This window comes from Geodermatophilus sp. SYSU D01186 (assembly GCF_054050215.1).
In genome coordinates this window covers 159,871-177,135 of record NZ_JBJGYW010000003.1, presented here as the reverse complement: position 1 = coordinate 177,135, position 17,265 = coordinate 159,871, and the positions used below count along the sequence as shown (strand labels likewise).

Sequence of the window (17,265 nt, the reverse complement as noted above, 5' to 3'; positions counted from 1 at the left end):
CGATGACCGAGTGGCTGCTCGTCGGCGTCGGCGTCCTCCTCGTCCTCGCCTGCGCCGCCTTCGTCGCCTTCGAGTTCGCGCTGGTCACCGTCGACCGCGCCACCGTCGAGCGCGAGGCCGCGGCCGGCCGGCCCCGCGCCGGCGGCGTCCTGACCGCGATGCAGACGCTGTCGACCCAGCTGTCGGGCGCCCAGCTCGGCATCACGGTCACCAACCTGGCCATCGGGTTCGTCGCCGAGCCCTCCATCGCGGCACTGCTGGAGGGGCCCCTGGCCTCGGCCGGGCTCTCCGGCGGCGCCGCGCGCTCGGTGTCGATCACGCTCGCCCTGGTGCTCGCGACCGCGCTGACCATGGTCTTCGGCGAGCTGGTGCCGAAGAACCTGGCGATCTCGGCGCCGCTGGGCGTGGCCAAGCGGGTCTCGGGATTCCAGCGCGGCTTCACCACGGGCACCGCGCTGGTCATCCGGCTGCTCAACGGCTGGGCCAACGGCATCCTGCGCCGGCTGTTCGGCGTCGAGCCGCAGGAGGAGCTGGCCTCGGCCCGGTCCCCGGAGGAGCTCACCTCCCTGGTCCGCCGCTCGCGCACCGTCGGCACCCTGCCCGCCGGGACGGCGACGCTGCTCGAGCGCGGGCTGGCCTTCGGTGAGCTGCGGGCCAGCGACGTCGCCACCCCGCGGATCCGGATGACCACCGTCGAGGTGGACGCCCCGGTCGCCGCCGTCCTCACCACCGCACGCGAGTCCGGGCACTCGCGGTTCCCCGTCGTGTCCGGGGCCGGCGCGGACGACGTCGTCGGGATGGTCCACGTGAAACACGCGCTCGCGGTGCCGCGCGAGCAGCGCGGCAGCGTCCCGGTGGAGCGGGTGATGGTGCCGCCGCGGTTCGTCCCGACCTCCCGGCAGCTCGACGACCTCCTGGCCGACCTGCGCCGCGGCGGCCTGCAGATGGCCGTCGTCGTCGACGAGTACGGCGGCACCGACGGCGTGGTGACCGTCGAGGACCTCGTCGAGGAGCTGGTCGGGGCGGTGTCCGACGAGCACGACGAGGACGGCGAGCAGGACGTCGTCGACCGCGGCGACGGCACCTGGTCGGTGTCGGGGCTGCTGCGGCCGGACGAGGTCAGCGCGCTCACCGGTCTGGCCGTCCCCGCCGACCGGCACTACGAGACGATCGGCGGCCTCGTGCTGCACCAGCTGGGGCGCATCCCCGAGCCCGGTGACCGGGTGACCGCCCTGCGGCGGCTGCCCGCCGAGCTGGCCGGCCAGGCCGAGGGCCACCCCGGCGGCGTGTGGGTCGAGGTGGAGGCCCTCGACGGCACCCGCGTGGACCGCGCGCTGGTCGGCGCGCTGTCCGCCGAGGACGGGGAGGCCGACGGTGCCTGACTGGGCCGGGGTGGCGGTCGCCGTCGTCCTGCTGCTGGCCAACGCCTTCTTCGTGGGGGCCGAGTTCGCGCTGATCTCGGCGCGGCGTTCCTCGATCGAGCCGCTGGCCGAGGCCGGGTCCCGCCGGGCCGCCACCACGCTGGCGGCGATGGAGCGGGTCTCGCTGATGATGGCCGGCGCGCAGCTGGGCATCACCGTGTGCTCGCTGGGCCTGGGCGCCATCGGTGAGCCGGCCGTGGCGCACCTGCTGGAGCCGGTCTTCGAGGCGCTGCGCGTGCCGGAGGTGCTGGTCCACCCGATCTCCTTCGTCCTCGCGCTCACCGTCGTGGTGGCGCTGCACGTGGTGATCGGCGAGATGGTGCCGAAGAACCTGGCGCTGGCCGGCCCGGACCGCGCCGCGCTCGCGCTCGCCCCACCCCTCTCGGCCGTGGTCACCGTGCTCAAGCCGGTGATCGTCGTCCTCAACGCCCTGGCCAACGGCGTCCTGAGGCTGCTGCGGGTCGAGCCCAAGGACGAGGTCACCAGCTCCTTCACCCGCGACGAGGTGGCCGGGCTGCTCGACCAGTCGCGCGCCGGCGGGCTGCTCGACAAGCGGGGGCACGACCTGCTCACCGGCGCCCTCACGCTGGAGGACCGCGACACCCGGTCGGTGCTCATCCCCCGCACGCAGCTGACCACCGTGCGCCCGGACGACGGCGCGCTCGCCGTCGAGCGCGCCGCCGCCCGCACCGGCTTCTCCCGCTTCCCGGTGGTCCGCGACGGCGTGTTCACCGGCTACGTGCACGTGAAGGACGTGCTCGTGGCCGACGGCGAGCCCGACGTGCGGGTCTCCGACATCACCCGTCCGCTCCCCCGTGTGCCGGCCACCGGCGACCTGCGCACCACCCTGCAGACCATGCAGGCCGACGGCGCGCAGTTCGCCGCGGTGACCCAGGACGGCGCGGTGCTGGGCGTCGTCGCGCTGGAGGACATCCTCGAGGAGCTGGTCGGCGAGATCCGCGACTCGGTGCACCGGTGACGACGCGCCGGAGACTGCTGCGCCGCTGATCACGACGCCGGACAATGGGCGCATGAGCATCTGGGGCAGGGCCAAGGCGAAGGCCGACGAGCTCATCGGCCGCGCCGAGGAGGTCTACGGGGAGTCGCACGGGGACGCTGCGGCGAGGGTGGCCGGCGAGGCACGGCGCCTGGAGGGCGAGGCGGAGGAGGCCGAGCTCCGCGAGGACGACGACCGCCGCCGGCCGCAGGACGACGACGGGGTGCCCGCGCGACAGTGACCGGGGCCGGCTGACCGGACGGCGGCCGGTGCGGCGGCCGGTGCGGCGGCGCGCTGGGACACTGGACGACATGGTTCCAGAACCGGGCATCACCGATGTCGCGCCGTGGCGCGACTTCGCCGACGCCGCCCACGGCGCCCTGCAGTTCCTGCACGAGCAGCTCGGCTGGGACGTGTGGACGGTGACCCGCGTGATCGACGACCGTCAGGTCGTGCTGCACGCCCACCCGGCGACGGTGCTGCCACCGGGGGCGTCCCTCCCGTGGGAGGAGAGCTTCTGCCGCCTCATGGTCGCCGGGGAGGCGCCGCGGGCCGCCACCGTGACCGCGGCCGTCCCCGAGTACGCGGCCCGCTCCATGGGGCCGGTGCGCCGGGTCGCCTCCTACCTCGGCGTCCCGCTGGTCACCGCGGACGGCGAGCTGTTCGGCACCCTGTGCGCGGTCGGCTTCCGCGCCCGGCCGCGCAGCGCCACGCGCGACCTCCCGCTGGTGGAGACGGTGGCGCGGATGCTCAGCACCCTCATGGCCGCCGGCATGAAGCCCCCCGACCCGCCGCCGGGCCCGGACATCGGCTCGACCGGGCACTGACCGGGCGGCCCGACGCCCGGACGCCTCTTCCGGCGACGACGCCGCGGTGCCATGGTTGGGAGCCCCGCGCGCCGCGGTCCGACCAGGAGGCACCGATGCCCAGGTCACTCTCCCCCGCACGCACGACGGTGCTCCTGGGCGCCGTCCTCGGCCTCCTCGCGGGCACCGGCGGCCCGGCCGCCGCAGCGCCCGGGGACGACGTCATCGTCCTGCCCGGCGCCAGCTCCGCCGAGGGCATCGCCCAGGGCCGGGGCGCCACCTTCTACGCCGGCGACCTGTTCCGCGGCGACGTCTTCCGCGGCGATCTCCGCGAGCGGACGGCCGAACTGTTCATCGACGCCCCGGACGGGCGCCTGGCCGTGGGCATGGACGCCGACAACCGGCACCGGCTGCTGTTCGTCGCCGGGGGCTACACGGGCCAGGGCTACGTGTACGACACCCGTTCCGGCGATACCGTCGCCACCTACCAGCTCGACGACCCGACGACGTCCTTCGTCAACGACGTCACCGTCACCCGCGACGGCGCCTGGTTCACCGACAGCCTGCAGGCCCAGCTCTACTTCGTGCCGCTGGACGACGGGGAGCCGGGGGAGGCGAGGACGCTCGCCCTGAGCGGCCCGGCGGCCGACACCAGCGGCGAGTTCAACCTCAACGGGATCGTCGCCACCCGCTCCGGCGGGACGCTCATCGTCGCCCACTCCGGCACCGGCCAGCTGTACACCGTCGACCCGGAGTCCGGCGCCAGCGCGCTGATCACGGGGGTGAGCGCGCCCAACGCCGACGGGCTCGTGCTCGACGGTCGCCGGCTGTGGGTGGTGCGCAACCCCGACAACCGGGTGGTCGAGGTCCGGCTGAGCCGGGACCTGACGTCGGGGACCGTGCGGGAGGAGATCACCGACGAGCGCTTCCAGAGCCCGGCCACCGCGATCCGGTACGACGGCGAGCTGGCCGTGGTGAACGCCAAGTTCGACACCGGCGTCCCGCCGACGGCGGACCAGTACGAGGTCGTGCTCGTCGACGACTGAAGCGGGACGGCGCCTACGGGCAGGCGACCCACTCCTCCTCGCCGTCGGTGAAGACCTGCCGCTTCCAGATCGGCAGCCGCTTCTTCACCTCGTCGACGAGCTCGGCGCAGGCGGTGAAGGCCTGCCCGCGGTGGGAGGCGCTGACCGCGCAGGCCAGGGCGACGTCGCCGATGCCGAGCATGCCGACCCGGTGCGACACCGCCACCGCGTGCACCTCGGGCCGCGCGGCGAACTCCGCGGCGATCTCGGCGATGAGCTCCTCCGCGGTCGGGTGGCCCACGTACTCCAGCTCGGTCACCGACCGGCCGCCGTCGTGGTCACGCACCACGCCGGCGAACGAGACGACCGCGCCGGCCGCCTTGTCCGCCACGGCGTCCTCGTGCTCGGCGACCGACAGCGGCGTGTCCACGACCCGGGCGATCACGGCGCCGACGGTACCCCGCCGGGCGGCACGTCGAGGTCGGTCGGATCCGCCAGCCCCGTGCAGTCGACCTCGCTGACCCGGTGCGCGGCGAGGTACCGGCGGGCGCCCTCGTCCCCGGTCGCGGTCTCCGCCACGCCGGCCCAGTGCTCGCGCCCGAGCAGCACTGGGTGGCCGCGGACCCCGTCGTAGGCCGCCACGGCCAGGGCGTCCGGGGCGGCGTGCGCTGCCAGCCGCTCCAGCGCGGCCGGCGTCATCCCGGGCATGTCCACCAGCAGGACCAGCGCGGCGTCGATCTGCCCGGGCCACCCGCGCAGGCCCTCCAGCCCGGTGCGCAGCGACGACGCCATGCCGGTCTCCCAGTCGCGGTTGGCCAGCACGGTGGCCCCGTCGAGGTCGGCGGTGCGCCAGACGTCGACGGCCCGGGCGCCGAGGACGACGAGCACCGGGTCGCACACCGCCCGCGCCGTCCGGACCGCCCGCTCGACCAGCAGGCTGCCCTCGTACTCGACCAGCGCCTTGGGCATCCCGTAGCGACGGCCGCCCCCCGCGGCGAGGACCAGCCCCGCGACTGAACTCACACCCCCACCCTGCCAGGACCGGCCTTTGTGGCCACAAAGGCCGTCCGTAAACGGGCCTTCGTGGCCACAAAGGCCGGTCAGCGGGCGTAGACGGCGACCTCGGAGGCCTTCACCGTGGCCCACACCTGCGACCCGGGAACCAGGCCCAGCTCGGCGAAGGCGGTCGCGGTGACGTCGGCGACCAGCGGCACCTCGCCGTCCAGCTCGCAGCGCACCGTCGCCCCGTGCGGGGTCGCGGAGACCAGGCGGGCGGGCCAGACGTTGCGCGGGCTGCCGTGCGGCGCGCTCAGGTAGAGGGCCACCGACTCGGGGCGGACGGCGACGAACACCGGCCCCGAGGTCTCCTCGGCCACGGCCACGGTGCCCCCGCCGTCCAGCCGCACCGACGTGCCCGCGCCGGTGCCCGGCAGCAGCGCCAGCCCGACCAGCCGGGCCACGTAGTCGGTGCGCGGGTGCCGGCTGACGTCGGCCGGGGCGCCGGCCTGGACCACCCGGCCCTCCTCGACGACGACCACCCGGTCGGCCAGCGCCATGGCGTCGACCGGGTCGTGGGTGACCAGCACCGTGCTGCCGCCGAAGCCGGCCAGGTGCCGGCGCAGCTCCGCGCGGACGGTGAGCCGGGTGCGGGCGTCCAGCGCCGACAGCGGCTCGTCGAGCAGCAGGACGGCGGGGTCGCCGACCAGCGCGCGGGCCAGCGCGGCCCGCTGCGCCTGCCCGCCGGAGAGCTGCCCGGGGCGGCGGTCGCCGAGGCCCTCGAGGCCCACCCGCGCCAGCCACCCCCCTGCGGCGGCGCGGGCCGCGGCCCGGCCCACCCCGCGCGTGCGCAGGCCGAAGGCGACGTTGTCGGTGACCGTCAGGTGCGGGAAGAGCAGGTGGTCCTGGAACACCATCCCGAGGCGGCGCTCGTGGGCGGGCACGTGCACGCCGGCCGCGACGTCGTCCCAGGTGTCACGGCCGTCGACCACCACCCGGCCGCCGTCGGGGGGGAGCAGGCCGGCGAGCACCCGCAGCAGGGTGGACTTGCCCGCCCCGTTCGGCCCGAGGACGGCGAGCACCTCCCCGTCGGCGACGTCCACCGCCACGTTGACCGTGGCCGTGCCGCGGGTGACCCGGACGTCGGCGGTGAGGCTCACGCGGCCGCCCGGGACAGCCAGCGGTCGCGCAACAGGAGCAGCGTCGCCAGCGAGACGACGAGCAGCACGAGCGAGAGGACGATCGCCGCCTCCGGGTCCCGCTGGAGCGCCAGGTAGACGGCCAGCGGCATCGTCTGCGTCGTCCCCGGGAAGTTGCCGGCGAAGGTGATCGTGGCGCCGAACTCGCCGAGCGCGCGGGCCCAGCACAGCACCGCGCCGGCGGCGATCCCCGGGGCGACCAGCGGGAGGGTGACCCGGCGGAACGTCGTCCACCGGTCGGCGCCCAGGGTGGCCGCGGCGTCCTCGAAGCGCGCGTCGGCCGCGCGCAGGGCGCCCTCCACGCTGATGACGAGGAACGGCATCGCCACGAAGGTCTCGGCGATCACCACCGCCGTCGTGGTGAACGGGATCGTGACGTCGAAGGTCTGGTCCAGCCAGCGGCCGACGATGCCCTGCCGGCCCAGCACCAGGAACAGCGCGACCCCGCCCACCACCGGCGGCAGCACCAGCGGCACGGTGACCAGGGCCCGCAGCACCGACCGCCCGCGGATGCGGGAGCGGGCCAGCACCCAGGCCAGCGGCACGCCGAGCACCAGCGAGAGCACCGTCGCGAGCGTGGCGGTGACCAGCGAGAGCCGCAGGGCCTGGCCGACGGCCGGCGCGGTCAGCTGCGGCCACAGTCCACCCCACGGCGCCCGGACGACGAGCCCGACCAGCGGCAGGACGAGGAAGACGACCGCGAGCAGCGCGGGGACGAGCAGCGGCAGCGGGACGCCGGGTTCCCGTCGTCTCACGGGGTCCGGAAGCCGGCGTCGGTGAGCGCCTGCTGCCCCGCCTCGGACTCGACGAGGTCGACGAAGGCGGCCGCCGCGTCGGGGTTGGGGGCGTCGGCGAGCGTCACGATCGGGTAGTCGTTGACCGCGTCCTCGGCCTCCGGGAAGTCCAGCCCCTCGACGGCGTCGCCGGCGGCGGTGACGTCGGTCGTGTAGACCAGCGCGGCGTCGACCTCACCCAGTTCGACCTTGGTGACCGCGGCCCGCACGTCCTCCTCCAGGGTGTCGGGCACGGCGGTGGTGCCGGCGGCGGCGAAGACGTCCTCGGCGGCCGCCCCGCACGGCACCTCCGGGGCGCAGACCGCCAGGGTCAGGTCCTCCCGCCCGAAGTCGGCCAGGCCGGTCACCCCGGCGGGGTTGCCCTCCGGGACGGCGATCTGCAGGACGTTGGAGGTGAAGACGGCCGGGTCTTCGGCCTGCAGCCCGGCGTCGGTCACCACGGTCATCTGCGTCTCGTTGGCCGAGGCGAACACGTCGGCCGGGGCGCCCTGGGTGAGCTGGGTGGCGAGCGCGGAGCTGCCGGCGAAGTTGAACTGCACGTCGAGGCCGGGGTTCTCCTGCTCCAGCTGCTCGCCCAGCTCGGTGAAGACGTCGGTCAGGGAGGCGGCCGCGAAGACGGTCAGGGTGCCGCCGAGCCCGGCGCCCGACGAGCCCGGTGCCGCCGTCGTCCCCGCCGCCCCGTCGTCCGACGACCCGCCGCAGGCGGTGAGCACCAGGGCCGCCGCGAGGGGGAGCACGAGAGGGGCGCGCCTGCTCATCGACACCTCCGGTCGGTCGGACCGGCGTGGCACCGTCCGCGTGTGCGGGAGGTTATACGAAATCCAGCCGCGACTGCGCGTGCTCCATGGGCAGCGGATCCGAGACTGCGTCTCGGTCACCGGGTCAGGGGACGTCGATGCTGACCTGGGTGGCCTTGACCGTGGCCACCGCCCGGACGCCGACCTCCAGGCCCAGCTCGTCCGCGGCCTCCCGCGACATCAGCGAGACCACCCGGAACGGCCCGGCCTGGATCTCCACCTGGGCCATCACGGTGTCGCGGAGGACGCGCGTGACGATGCCGGTGAGCCGGTTGCGGGCCGACGAGCCGCGCGTCGTCCCCGGCTCCGGCGCCTCGTGCAGCCCGGCGGCCACCCGCGCGAGGTCCGCGCCGGCGACCTGCGCCGGGCCACCGCCCTGGCGGCGGGCCGGCAGCCGGCCGCTGTCGATCCAGCGCCGCACGGTGTCGTCGCTCACCCCGAGGAGCGCGGCGGCCTCGGCGATGCGGTAGGAGGCGGCCACGGCCGGACAGTAGCCCGTCGCCCGCCCGCGAGCCGCCGTCCTCCCCTCACCGTCGCCGAGCCGCCGACGCCGCGCACGCCACGATCGGCGCCCGGTTTGCCGATCTCCCGGCGCGGGGAGAGGTGGCCGGTGCCCCGCACCGAAGAGACCAACCCCGCCGGGGCGTCCGCCTCCGTCCGCACCCGCCGCATCCGGGAGGTGGCCCGCGACCTGCTCGGCTTCGAGGAGTTCCGGCCGGGCCAGGAGGAGGCGATGAGATCGGTCGTCTCCGGCCGGGACACCCTCGCGGTGCTGCCGTCCGGGGCCGGGAAGTCCGCCGTCTACCAGGTGGCGGGGCAGCTGACCGACGGTCCGGTCCTCGTCGTCTCCCCCCTGATCGCCCTGCAGCGCGACCAGGTCGGCCGGCTCGACGAGCTCGACGGCCTCGACGGGCAGGCCGCGCAGCTGAACTCCGCGCTCAGCGCCGGCGACCAGCGCGCCGCCCTCGAGGGCCTGGCGGACGGAACGGTCCGCTACCTGTTCCTCGCCCCCGAGCAGCTGGCCAAGCCCGAGGTGGTCGAGGCGATCGGGCAGGCCTCCCCCGCGCTGTTCGTCGTCGACGAGGCGCACTGCGTGTCGGCCTGGGGCCACGACTTCCGCCCCGACTACCTGCGGCTCGGCGCGGTCGTCGAGCAGCTGGGCCACCCGACGGTCCTCGCGCTCACCGCGACCGCCGCCCCGCCGGTGCGCGCCGAGATCGTCGAGCGCCTGGAGATGCGCGACGCCCGCGTGGTCGTCGCCGGCTTCGACCGCCCGGAGATCCGGCTCGAGGTCGAGCAGCACGCCGACGCACACGGCAAGCAGCAGGCGGTGCTCGAGCGGGTGCTCGCCGAGGTCGGGGCCGGGCACGTGCCGGGCATCGTCTACAGCGCCACGCGCAAGGGCACCGAGGAGCTCGCCGCCGAGCTCACCGACCGCGGCCTGCGCGCCCGCCCGTACCACGCCGGGCTCAGGAAGTCCGACCGCGAGGAGGCGCAGCGGGCCTTCATGGACGACGAGCTCGACGTCGTGGTCGCCACCACCGCGTTCGGGATGGGCATCGACAAGCCCGACACCCGCTTCGTCGTCCACGCCGAGCCGGCGGACTCCGTCGACAGCTACTACCAGGAGATCGGCCGGGCCGGGCGGGACGGCGAGCCGGCGCTGGCGGTGCTGGTCTACCGGCAGGAGGACCTCGGCCTGCGCAAGTTCTTCGCCGCCGGCGTCCCGGCCGAGGAGGAGCTGCAGCAGGTGGCCGGCCTGGTGACCGGGGCGCAGGCCGCCGGGCTGGACGACGGCGTCGACGTCGGGCAGCTGCGCGAGGAGACCGGCCGGGGCGCCACCCCGCTGGCCCGCGACCTCAACCTGCTCGAGCAGGTGTCAGCGGTCGTGCTGGACGAGGAGGGCGCGGCGCACCCGGCCGAGGGGGCGCCCAGCCCCGGCGAGGCCGCGGCCGCGGCCCGCGAGCTCGCCGAGCACCACGAGCGGGTCGACCAGAGCCGCGTGGAGATGATGCGCGGCTACGCCGAGACCACCGAGTGCCGGCGGCAGTTCCTGCTCGGCTACTTCGGCGAGCAGCTCGAGGAGCCCTGTGGCAACTGCGACAACTGCTCGGCCGGGCTGTCGCAGCAGCAGCCGGGCGCGGACGACGGCGACACCCCGTTCCCCGCCCAGACGCCGGTCCAGCACGCCGAGTGGGGGCCGGGCGTGGTCATGCGGGTCGAGGACGACCGGGTCGTCGTCCTGTTCGAGGAGGTCGGCTACAAGACCCTCGGGCTGGCCGCGGTCCTGGACAACGACCTGCTCGTCCGGCGCGAGTGAACCGCCGCCGGTCTCACGGGGGACCGGCGGCGCTCGCGCTGCGGGCCGAGGTCATCGGCTCGATGATCACAACGGAGACCGGGCAGACCCGCCCGGCGGGAGGAGAACACGGGTGAAGGTCCTCGGCATCAACGCGATCTACCACGACCCGGCGGCGGCCCTGGTCATCGACGGCAGGGTCGTGGCCGCGGCCGAGGAGGAGCGCTTCAGCCGGCGCAAGCACGGCAAGCGGCCACTGCCGTGGAGCGCGTGGGAGCTGCCCGAGCTGTCCGCGGCCTGGTGCCTGGCCGAGGCCGGCATCCGCCCCGAGGAGCTCGACGCCGTCGCCTACTCCTTCGACCCCGCCCTGATGGGCACGCCCGAGGAGTCCGGGCTGTTCGACGACGGCGACGTCATGCGCAAGAAGTACGCCGAGATGGCGCCGGAGTTCCTGGCCCACGCCCTGCCCGGCCTCGACCCGGCGAAGGTCCGGTTCGTGAAGCACCACGTCGCCCACGCGGCCTCGGCCGGGCTGGCCGCGCCGCAGCGGGACAACTCCGTGCTCGTGCTCGACGGCCGCGGGGAGGCCCACAGCCACCTCGCCGGCCGGTACGTCGACGGCACGCTCGAGGTCCTCGCCGGCCAGACGCTGCCGCACTCGCTGGGCCTGATGTACGAGGAGCTCACCGACCACCTGGGCTTCCTGCGCAGCTCCGACGAGTTCAAGGTCATGGCGATGGCCTCGTACGGCAAGCCGCGCTTCCTCGGCGAGCTCTCCGAGCTGATCCGGGCCACCGGCGACGGCGGCTTCCGCACCGAGCGCATCGACTTCGCCGAGTTCGCGCCGCGGCTGGGCAAGGGCGACCAGTGGACCGAGGACCACGCCGACCTCGCCGCCAGCGTGCAGCAGCGCCTGGAGGAGGTGCTGGTCGACCTGGCCCGCTGGGTGCACGAGCAGACCGGCGACGAGGTCCTCACCCTGGCCGGCGGCACCGCGCTCAACTGCGTGGCCAACACCCGCATCCTCGCCGAGAGCCCGTTCGAGGAGGTGTGGGTCCAGCCGGCCGCCGGCGACGCCGGCACGGCGCTGGGCAGCGCCCTGCACGTGGCCCGCGAGCTCGGCGAGCAGACCGAGCCGATGCCCGGCGCGGCCCTGGGCCGCGGCTGGGACGACGACGAGATCGAGCGGTGGCTGGAGACGGCCGCCATCGACTACGAGCGTCCGGACGACGTCGCCGAGGCGGTCGCCGAGGTCCTGGCCGACAACGGGATCGTCGCCTGGTTCCAGGGCCGCAGCGAGTACGGCCCCCGGGCGCTGGGCCACCGCTCCCTGCTCGCCCACCCCGGCCACGAGGCCAACCTCGAGCGGATGAACGACGTGAAGGGCCGCGAGCAGTTCCGCCCGGTCGCCCCGATGGTGCTGCTGGAGAAGGCGGGGGAGATCTTCAGCCGCGGGCCGATCCCCTCCCCCTACATGCTGTTCGTCCACGACGTGGCCCCGGAGTGGCGGGACCGCATCCCGACCGTCACCCACGTCGACGGGACGGCGCGGATCCAGACGATCGACGCCGGCACCGAGCCGCTGGTGCACCGCATGATCTCGGCCTTCGAGCGGCGCACCGGGCTGCCGGTGGTGGTCAACACCAGCCTGAACACCGCCGGACGGCCGATGGTCGACGACCCGCGCGACGCCCTGGAGTGCTTCGGCTCGGCGCCGGTGGACCTGCTGGCCATCGGCCCGTTCGTCGTCCGCCGGCCGAGGCCCACCCGGCGCTGACGAGACCGGGAGGTGACGTTTCGGCAACGGTGGGCGCCGAAACAGGGGGATCCCGTTCCCCGCCCTCTGACCTGGGTAGTCCCGGATGCAGGCCGTCCAGAACAGGGCGGTCCGCATGTCCCTGGGAGGACCACCATGTCCGCACCACTCAACGACACCGGTACCGGCCGGGGGGCCATGACCTGGCCCCAGGTGCTGGCGCTGGTCTTCGGCGCCGTCTACCTGCTGGTCGGCATCGCCGGCTTCTTCGTCACCGGATTCGAGGACTTCGTCGGCAACGAGGCGGGGACGCCGCACCACGTCGACGCGAACCTGCTCGGCTTCATGGTGAACCCGATGCACAACGTCGTGCACATCGCCATCGGTGTGGCCGGGCTCGTCCTCGCCCGCACGCTCAGCGGCGCCCGCACCTACGGCTGGCTGCTGACGGTCGGCTACGGGGCCGCGTTCCTGTACGGCCTGTTCGCGGTCGGGAAGGAGTGGGACTTCCTCAACCTGAACTGGGCCGACAACGTCCTGCACCTCGTGACCGCGATCGTGGGCCTGGTCATCGCACTGGGCCCGGTGCGCTCCGCCGTCCGCGGTCGCACGAACCGGGTCTGAGCTGCCGGCACCACCACCCGGAGGCCGGGCCCCCGCGCGGGGCCCGGCCTCCGGCGCGTCCGCGGCGGGCCACGCCGAAGGTCCCTGCCCGCACGATGACCTGGGTCACTCGACGCCGGCACGGTCCGGTCGCCCACTGGACGGTGCACCACTGCTCCGTCCGCAGGGGACCACCGTGGACGACGACCCCGTACTGCGCGCGCTGGGGGACGACCTGGCGCGCGAGGACCCCCGCCTGGCCGCCCTGCTCGGCTCCGGCCCGGACTCCCCCGCCGAGGACCGCCGCCACCGGCCGCGGGGCGCCGGCTTCCTCCTGCTGCTGCTCTGCGCGATCGCCGTCGGCGTCACCGCGCCACTGCTCTTCGGCCTGCCCGCCATCGGCGTGCTCGGCATCGCGCTCGTCCTTGGCAGCCCGCTCCTGGTGGCACGGTGGCTGGCAGGTCCGCCGTCCGACGGGCCGACCTGACCCACGCGCGGGGCCCCGCCCTCTACGTTGCGGGCATGGACTTCGCCCTCTCCGCCCGTGCCGAGGACGTCTGCGGCCGGATGTGGGACTTCATGCGGGAGCACGTCTTCCCCGCCGAGCCCGTCTACGAGCAGTGGCGGGCCGCGCGCGGTCACGACGACCACGCCCACCCTCCGGTGCTGGAGGAGCTCAAGGCCGAGGCGCGCCGGCGCGGGCTGTGGAACCTGTTCTCCCCCGAGCTCGGCGAGCTGTCCAACCTCGAGTACGCCTCCGTCGCCGAGATCATGGGCTGGAGCCCGACGCTGGCCCCCGAGGCCACCAACTGCGGCGCCCCCGACACCGGCAACATGGAGACGCTGATGCTGTTCGGGACGCCCGAGCAGAAGCAGCGCTGGCTGGAGCCGCTCCTGGCCGGGGAGATCCGGTCGGCCTTCGCCATGACCGAGCCGGACGTCGCGTCGTCCGACGCCCGCAACATCCAGACCTCGATCGTCCGGGACGGGGACGACTACGTCCTCAACGGCCGCAAGTGGTGGACCAGCGGCGCCGCCGACGAGCGCTGCCAGGTGTTCATCGTCATGGGCAAGACCGACCCCGGGGGCGCGCCGCACCGGCAGCAGTCGATGATCCTGGTCCCCCGCGACACCCCGGGGCTGGAGATCGTGCGGCACCTGCCGGTGTTCGGGTACCAGGACCAGCACGGGCACTCCGAGCTGCTGCTCACCGACGTCCGCGTGCCGGCGACGAACCTGCTGGCCGGCGAGGGCGACGGCTTCCTGATCGCCCAGGCCCGGCTGGGCCCCGGCCGGATCCACCACTGCATGCGCGCGCTCGGGATGGCCGAGCGGGCGCTGGCCCTGATGGTCGAGCGGTCGAGGTCGCGCGTGGCCTTCGGCCGGCCGCTCGCGGACCAGGGCACGGTCCGCGAGCTGATCGCACTGTCCCGGCTGGAGATCGACCAGGCCCGGCTGCTGGTGCTCAAGACCGCCGACCTCATCGACCGGTTCGGCGCCAAGGGCGCCCGCACCGAGATCGCCGGCATCAAGGTGGTCGCGCCGCGGGTGGCCTGCGAGGTCGTCGACCGCGCGATCCAGGTGCACGGCGGCGCCGGGGTCAGCGACGACACCGTGCTGGCCCGCTTCTACGCCGCGGCCCGCACGCTGCGCATCGCCGACGGGCCGGACGCCGTCCACCTGCGCTCGGTCGCCCGTGAGGAGCTGGGGCGGGAGCGGCCGTACGCCGGCTGACGCGGAGGCTCGGGAGTGAGCTCCCGTCGCTCCCGAGCCTCCGCTGCGGTCCGGACCTGTCACACCGTGCTGCCAGGCTGCGAGCGTGCCCAGAGACCCGGAGGCCGACGACCTGCTCGCCGAGCACACCGACACCGTCGCCGCCACGGCGCAGCGGCTGCGCACCGTGCTGCTCGACGCCCACCCGCAGTTGCAGGAGCGCGTACGGCACGGCTGGCACTCGCTCAACTACCGGGACCCGACGGCCGGCTTCGTCTGCGCCGTCTTCCCGACGGCCGACCGGGTGCAGCTGGTCTTCGAGCACGGCGTCCGCCTGCCCGACCCGGAGCACCGGCTGTCCGGCACCGGCCGGCAGGTGCGCACGCTGGACCTCGCCGCCCCCGAGGACGTCGACCCGGACGTCGTGACCGGGTTCCTCGACCTCGCCGTCGAGCTCGGGGCGGGACTGCGATCGGCGGCCGCTCGGGGCGCCCGGGGATGAACCCGGTGCGCCCGGAGAGCGGTCCGCCGCTCAGGGGGCGAGCGTGCCGCCGAGACCGCCGCCGGCCAGCTTCGCCATGAGCTGGGTGCGGTCCAGGCCCACGGCGTCGAGCGCGTCGCCGTCCCGGTCGGTGTCGATCTCGTCGGGCAGCTGGGCCGCCACCTTCTCCGCGGTGTCGTTGTCGCCCTCGGTGCGCAGCACCCGCAGCAGCTCCTGCTTGTCCAGCTTCACGCCTGACCTCCGCTCGGTCCTCCGACGGTCGGGCGTCCAGCGTGCGGCGCGCCCGGGTGACCTGCAACGTCACGACGACCCGAACCCGTTCGGTCACGATCCGGTCACGGCGTCACCCCCGCCCGGCGTCCTCGCGCGTCGTAGGGGGTGACGAGGGGGAGGGACCAGTGGGAGCACGGGACGAGGCGTCCTTCGAGGCGTTCGTCGCCGCACGGTCGGACGACCTGCTGCGCACCGCGGTGCTGCTCACGTCCGACCGCGGGCACGCGGAGGACCTGCTGCAGACGGCGCTGGTGAAGGCCTACCGGCGCTGGGGCCGGATCGCGGGAGCCGACCCCTACCCGTACGTCCGCCGGGTCCTGGTGACCAGTGCCGCGAGCTGGCGGCGCCTGCGGACGACGCAGGAGATCGTGGCCCTGCCCGCGCACGACCCCGCCGGCCCCGACGCCACCGACGAGCTCGCCGAGCGGCAGCGCATGACCGCGGCGCTGGCGACCCTCCCGCCCCGGATGCGCGCGGTCCTGGTGCTCCGCTACGCGGAGGACCTCGGAGAGGCGGCCACCGCGGAGGTCCTGGGCTGCTCGGTCAACACGGTGAAGACCCAGACCGCGCGGGGCCTGGCCCGGCTGCGCGTCCTGCTGGCCACCCCCGCCCCCGCCGTCGTCCTGGAGGAGTGCTGACATGGCCCGGCCCGATCTGGAGACCCGGCTGCGTCAGGGCCTGCACGCCGCTGCCGACGACGTCCCGCCCGCGCCGTACGACCTGGCCGACCGGGTGCGGCAGCGGGCGCGCACCCAGCGCCGCGCCCGCCTCGCGGTGGGCGCCGCCGGCCTGGTCGCGGCGGCCGTGCTGGTCGGCGTCCCGGTGGGGGCGGCCACGCTGCTCGGGGACCGTCCGGGCGGGCAGGTGGCCGCGCCGTCCGGCGCCGTGCCGCCGGAGACCTCCCGGCCGCTGACCGAGCTCCCCACCCGCGGCTCGCTGGCCGGGGACGCCGACTGGCTGGCCGGGGTCCGCGCACTCCCCTGGACCACGGCCAACTCCCCCGAGGGCGCGCCGGACCCGGCCGTGGCCGAGCGCCGGGTCACCTTCGCCGGTGACGTGCCGGGTGCCCGGGTGGCCCTCGTCCTCGCCGGGGACGCCCCGCTGGTCGCCGCCTGGTTCGTGGGCCCGGAGGGCGCCGACCCCGGGCAGATGACCCTGGCCGCCCCGCCCGCGGAGACGACCGCGCAGCACCCGCTGGCCCTCATGGACGCGCCGGACCCGGCCGCCGCCGGCCCCACGCTGGTCGTCGTCACCTGGCCCGGGGACGGCGCCCGCCTGCTGACCGGGAGGACCGTGACCGCCGACGGCACCGCGACCGAGCAGTGGCTGCCCGTGCCGCTGACCGACGGGGCCGGCGCGATCGCCGCGCCCGGCCCGGCGACCTGGCCGCTGGAGGCCCAGCTGCGGGTCGACCGCACCGGCGGCTCGTACGAGCCGGCCCTCACCGTGGCCGACCGGGTGCTCGACGGCGCCCGCGCCGTGCCGGACGTGGCCGACCCCCGCGGCCTGCGCGGCTCGGTCCGCGACGAGGACCTCCGGTCGGCCGTCGAGGCCCTGGCCGGGTACTACGGCGTGCCCACCGCCGACCTGCGGACCACCCTGCTGGCCGCGGGGCCGGTCGGCGACGGCTCCCCGTCGGCCACGGTGCTCGTCGGCGCCACGTTCCCGTCAGGCGCCACGACGGCGGCCCAGGTGATCGTCTGGGACGACGGCACGGGCCCGACCTCCCAGGTCGCCCTGACCGAGGTGGCACCGGCGGGGACGCCGCTGCTCGAGCAGGTCCTCGCCGTGCCCGCCTCCGTGCCGGGGGACGTCGTGGTCACCGTCAGCGGCCCGTCGTCCGCCACCGTGGCCGACGTGCTCGGCGCCGACGGCGGGCGGGTCGCCCGGTTCGGGCTTCCCGGCGGGGCGGGCAGCGGCCCCGTCACGGGCCCCCTCGACGGCGCGACGGTGCGGCTGCTCGACGCGGACGGGGCCCTGGTCGCCGAGGGGCGGCTGACCGAGCCGCCGCGATGAGGGAGCCGACGTCGGTGGTGGCCATGCGGCAGCCGGCCGCCGAGGCCCGCCGGCGGCGGGCCCGGTGG

At 75.5% G+C, this 17,265-nt stretch carries 20 protein-coding genes; 13 read left to right on the top strand and 7 right to left on the bottom strand.

What is annotated here, in order from left to right; all coding sequences use genetic code 11:
- Nucleotides 1-2: 2 nt before the first annotated feature.
- From ACI784_RS03565 to ACI784_RS03545, 5 genes are all read left to right on the top strand, one after another.
- A complete protein-coding gene (locus ACI784_RS03565) occupies nt 3-1,382 on the top strand; it encodes a hemolysin family protein (protein WP_456921983.1) in 1,380 nt (459 codons plus the stop codon).
- Complete coding sequence (locus ACI784_RS03560) at nt 1,375-2,400, top strand: hemolysin family protein (protein ID WP_457012521.1); 1,026 nt, start codon at nt 1,375-1,377, stop codon at nt 2,398-2,400. Before ACI784_RS03565 ends, ACI784_RS03560 begins: the two co-directional genes overlap by 8 nt.
- A 52-nt stretch (nt 2,401-2,452) precedes the next feature.
- Nucleotides 2,453-2,659 (top strand): hypothetical protein, encoded by a 207-nt coding sequence (locus ACI784_RS03555; RefSeq protein ID WP_456921981.1) that lies wholly within the window; start codon nt 2,453-2,455, stop codon nt 2,657-2,659.
- A 70-nt stretch (nt 2,660-2,729) separates the two neighbouring features.
- Entirely contained in the window at nt 2,730-3,245 is a 516-nt protein-coding gene (locus ACI784_RS03550; protein ID WP_456921980.1) for a GAF domain-containing protein, read from the top strand.
- 95 nt (nt 3,246-3,340) lie between these two features.
- Nucleotides 3,341-4,270: an SMP-30/gluconolactonase/LRE family protein gene (locus ACI784_RS03545; protein ID WP_457012520.1), complete on the top strand. Its 930-nt coding sequence runs from the start codon at nt 3,341-3,343 to the stop codon at nt 4,268-4,270.
- Nucleotides 4,271-4,283: 13 nt separating this feature from the next.
- On the opposite strand, the gene ACI784_RS03540 is transcribed toward ACI784_RS03545, so the two are convergent.
- The 6 genes from ACI784_RS03540 to ACI784_RS03515 all read right to left on the bottom strand — a co-directional run bounded on the left by ACI784_RS03540 (nt 4,284) and on the right by ACI784_RS03515 (nt 8,516).
- Nucleotides 4,284-4,694, bottom strand: coding sequence for a molybdenum cofactor biosynthesis protein MoaE (locus tag ACI784_RS03540; protein ID WP_456921978.1), 411 nt, complete (start codon nt 4,692-4,694; stop codon nt 4,284-4,286).
- Complete coding sequence (locus tag ACI784_RS03535) at nt 4,691-5,272, bottom strand: nucleotidyltransferase family protein (RefSeq protein WP_456921977.1); 582 nt, start codon at nt 5,270-5,272, stop codon at nt 4,691-4,693. Before ACI784_RS03535 ends, ACI784_RS03540 begins: the two co-directional genes overlap by 4 nt.
- Before the next feature lie 77 nt (nt 5,273-5,349).
- Nucleotides 5,350-6,405: a sulfate/molybdate ABC transporter ATP-binding protein gene (locus ACI784_RS03530; protein WP_456921976.1), complete on the bottom strand. Its 1,056-nt coding sequence runs from the start codon at nt 6,403-6,405 to the stop codon at nt 5,350-5,352.
- Nucleotides 6,402-7,199 (bottom strand): ABC transporter permease, encoded by a 798-nt coding sequence (locus ACI784_RS03525; protein ID WP_456921975.1) that lies wholly within the window; start codon nt 7,197-7,199, stop codon nt 6,402-6,404. The genes ACI784_RS03530 and ACI784_RS03525 overlap by 4 nt, the downstream gene beginning before the upstream one ends.
- Nucleotides 7,196-7,996 carry a molybdate ABC transporter substrate-binding protein gene (modA, locus tag ACI784_RS03520; RefSeq protein WP_456921974.1) on the bottom strand — a complete coding sequence of 267 codons (801 nt, stop codon included), beginning with the start codon at nt 7,994-7,996 and terminating at the stop codon, nt 7,196-7,198. Before modA ends, ACI784_RS03525 begins: the two co-directional genes overlap by 4 nt.
- 124 nt (nt 7,997-8,120) lie before the next feature.
- Nucleotides 8,121-8,516: a TOBE domain-containing protein gene (locus ACI784_RS03515; RefSeq protein WP_456921973.1), complete on the bottom strand. Its 396-nt coding sequence runs from the start codon at nt 8,514-8,516 to the stop codon at nt 8,121-8,123.
- A 129-nt stretch (nt 8,517-8,645) separates the two neighbouring features.
- On the opposite strand from ACI784_RS03515, the gene ACI784_RS03510 reads away from it, so the two are divergent.
- The 6 genes from ACI784_RS03510 to ACI784_RS03485 all read left to right on the top strand — a co-directional run bounded on the left by ACI784_RS03510 (nt 8,646) and on the right by ACI784_RS03485 (nt 14,908).
- On the top strand, nt 8,646-10,355 hold the full coding sequence (locus ACI784_RS03510; protein ID WP_456921972.1) for a RecQ family ATP-dependent DNA helicase: 1,710 nt from the start codon (nt 8,646-8,648) through the stop codon (nt 10,353-10,355).
- Nucleotides 10,356-10,467: 112 nt separating this feature from the next.
- Nucleotides 10,468-12,111, top strand: a complete 1,644-nt coding sequence (locus ACI784_RS03505) for a carbamoyltransferase family protein (RefSeq protein WP_456921971.1) — start codon at nt 10,468-10,470, stop codon at nt 12,109-12,111.
- 135 nt (nt 12,112-12,246) lie between these two features.
- Complete coding sequence (locus tag ACI784_RS03500) at nt 12,247-12,714, top strand: DUF4383 domain-containing protein (RefSeq protein WP_456921970.1); 468 nt, start codon at nt 12,247-12,249, stop codon at nt 12,712-12,714.
- 175 nt (nt 12,715-12,889) lie between these two features.
- Nucleotides 12,890-13,180, top strand: a complete 291-nt coding sequence (locus tag ACI784_RS03495) for a DUF3040 domain-containing protein (RefSeq protein WP_456921969.1) — start codon at nt 12,890-12,892, stop codon at nt 13,178-13,180.
- 35 nt (nt 13,181-13,215) lie between these two features.
- Nucleotides 13,216-14,427, top strand: a complete 1,212-nt coding sequence (locus tag ACI784_RS03490; protein WP_456921968.1) for an acyl-CoA dehydrogenase family protein — start codon at nt 13,216-13,218, stop codon at nt 14,425-14,427.
- Between the two features lie 85 nt (nt 14,428-14,512).
- On the top strand, nt 14,513-14,908 hold the full coding sequence (locus ACI784_RS03485) for a DUF1801 domain-containing protein (RefSeq protein ID WP_456921967.1): 396 nt from the start codon (nt 14,513-14,515) through the stop codon (nt 14,906-14,908).
- A 30-nt stretch (nt 14,909-14,938) separates the two neighbouring features.
- Here ACI784_RS03485 and ACI784_RS03480 read toward each other — a convergent pair whose 3' ends face one another.
- Nucleotides 14,939-15,139 (bottom strand): hypothetical protein, encoded by a 201-nt coding sequence (locus ACI784_RS03480; protein ID WP_456921966.1) that lies wholly within the window; start codon nt 15,137-15,139, stop codon nt 14,939-14,941.
- Nucleotides 15,140-15,306: 167 nt separating this feature from the next.
- On the opposite strand from ACI784_RS03480, the gene ACI784_RS03475 reads away from it, so the two are divergent.
- Entirely contained in the window at nt 15,307-15,819 is a 513-nt protein-coding gene (locus ACI784_RS03475; RefSeq protein ID WP_456921965.1) for a SigE family RNA polymerase sigma factor, read from the top strand.
- A 1-nt stretch (nt 15,820) separates the two neighbouring features.
- Nucleotides 15,821-17,197, top strand: coding sequence for a hypothetical protein (locus tag ACI784_RS03470; protein ID WP_457012519.1), 1,377 nt, complete (start codon nt 15,821-15,823; stop codon nt 17,195-17,197).
- Nucleotides 17,198-17,265 lie beyond the last annotated feature (68 nt).

Excerpts from the sequence above, each read along its gene's own strand:
- ACI784_RS03565 (WP_456921983.1), top strand. The coding sequence starts at position 3 with ATGACCGAGTGGCTGCTCGTCGGCGTCGGCGTCCTCCTCGTCCTCGCC.
- ACI784_RS03555 (WP_456921981.1), top strand. The coding sequence starts at position 2,453 with ATGAGCATCTGGGGCAGGGCCAAGGCGAAGGCCGACGAGCTCATCGGC.
- ACI784_RS03550 (WP_456921980.1), top strand. The coding sequence starts at position 2,730 with ATGGTTCCAGAACCGGGCATCACCGATGTCGCGCCGTGGCGCGACTTC.
- ACI784_RS03545 (WP_457012520.1), top strand. The coding sequence starts at position 3,341 with ATGCCCAGGTCACTCTCCCCCGCACGCACGACGGTGCTCCTGGGCGCC.
- modA (WP_456921974.1), bottom strand. The coding sequence starts at position 7,996 with ATGAGCAGGCGCGCCCCTCTCGTGCTCCCCCTCGCGGCGGCCCTGGTG.
- ACI784_RS03500 (WP_456921970.1), top strand. The coding sequence starts at position 12,247 with ATGTCCGCACCACTCAACGACACCGGTACCGGCCGGGGGGCCATGACC.
- ACI784_RS03490 (WP_456921968.1), top strand. The coding sequence starts at position 13,216 with ATGGACTTCGCCCTCTCCGCCCGTGCCGAGGACGTCTGCGGCCGGATG.
- ACI784_RS03470 (WP_457012519.1), top strand. The coding sequence starts at position 15,821 with ATGGCCCGGCCCGATCTGGAGACCCGGCTGCGTCAGGGCCTGCACGCC.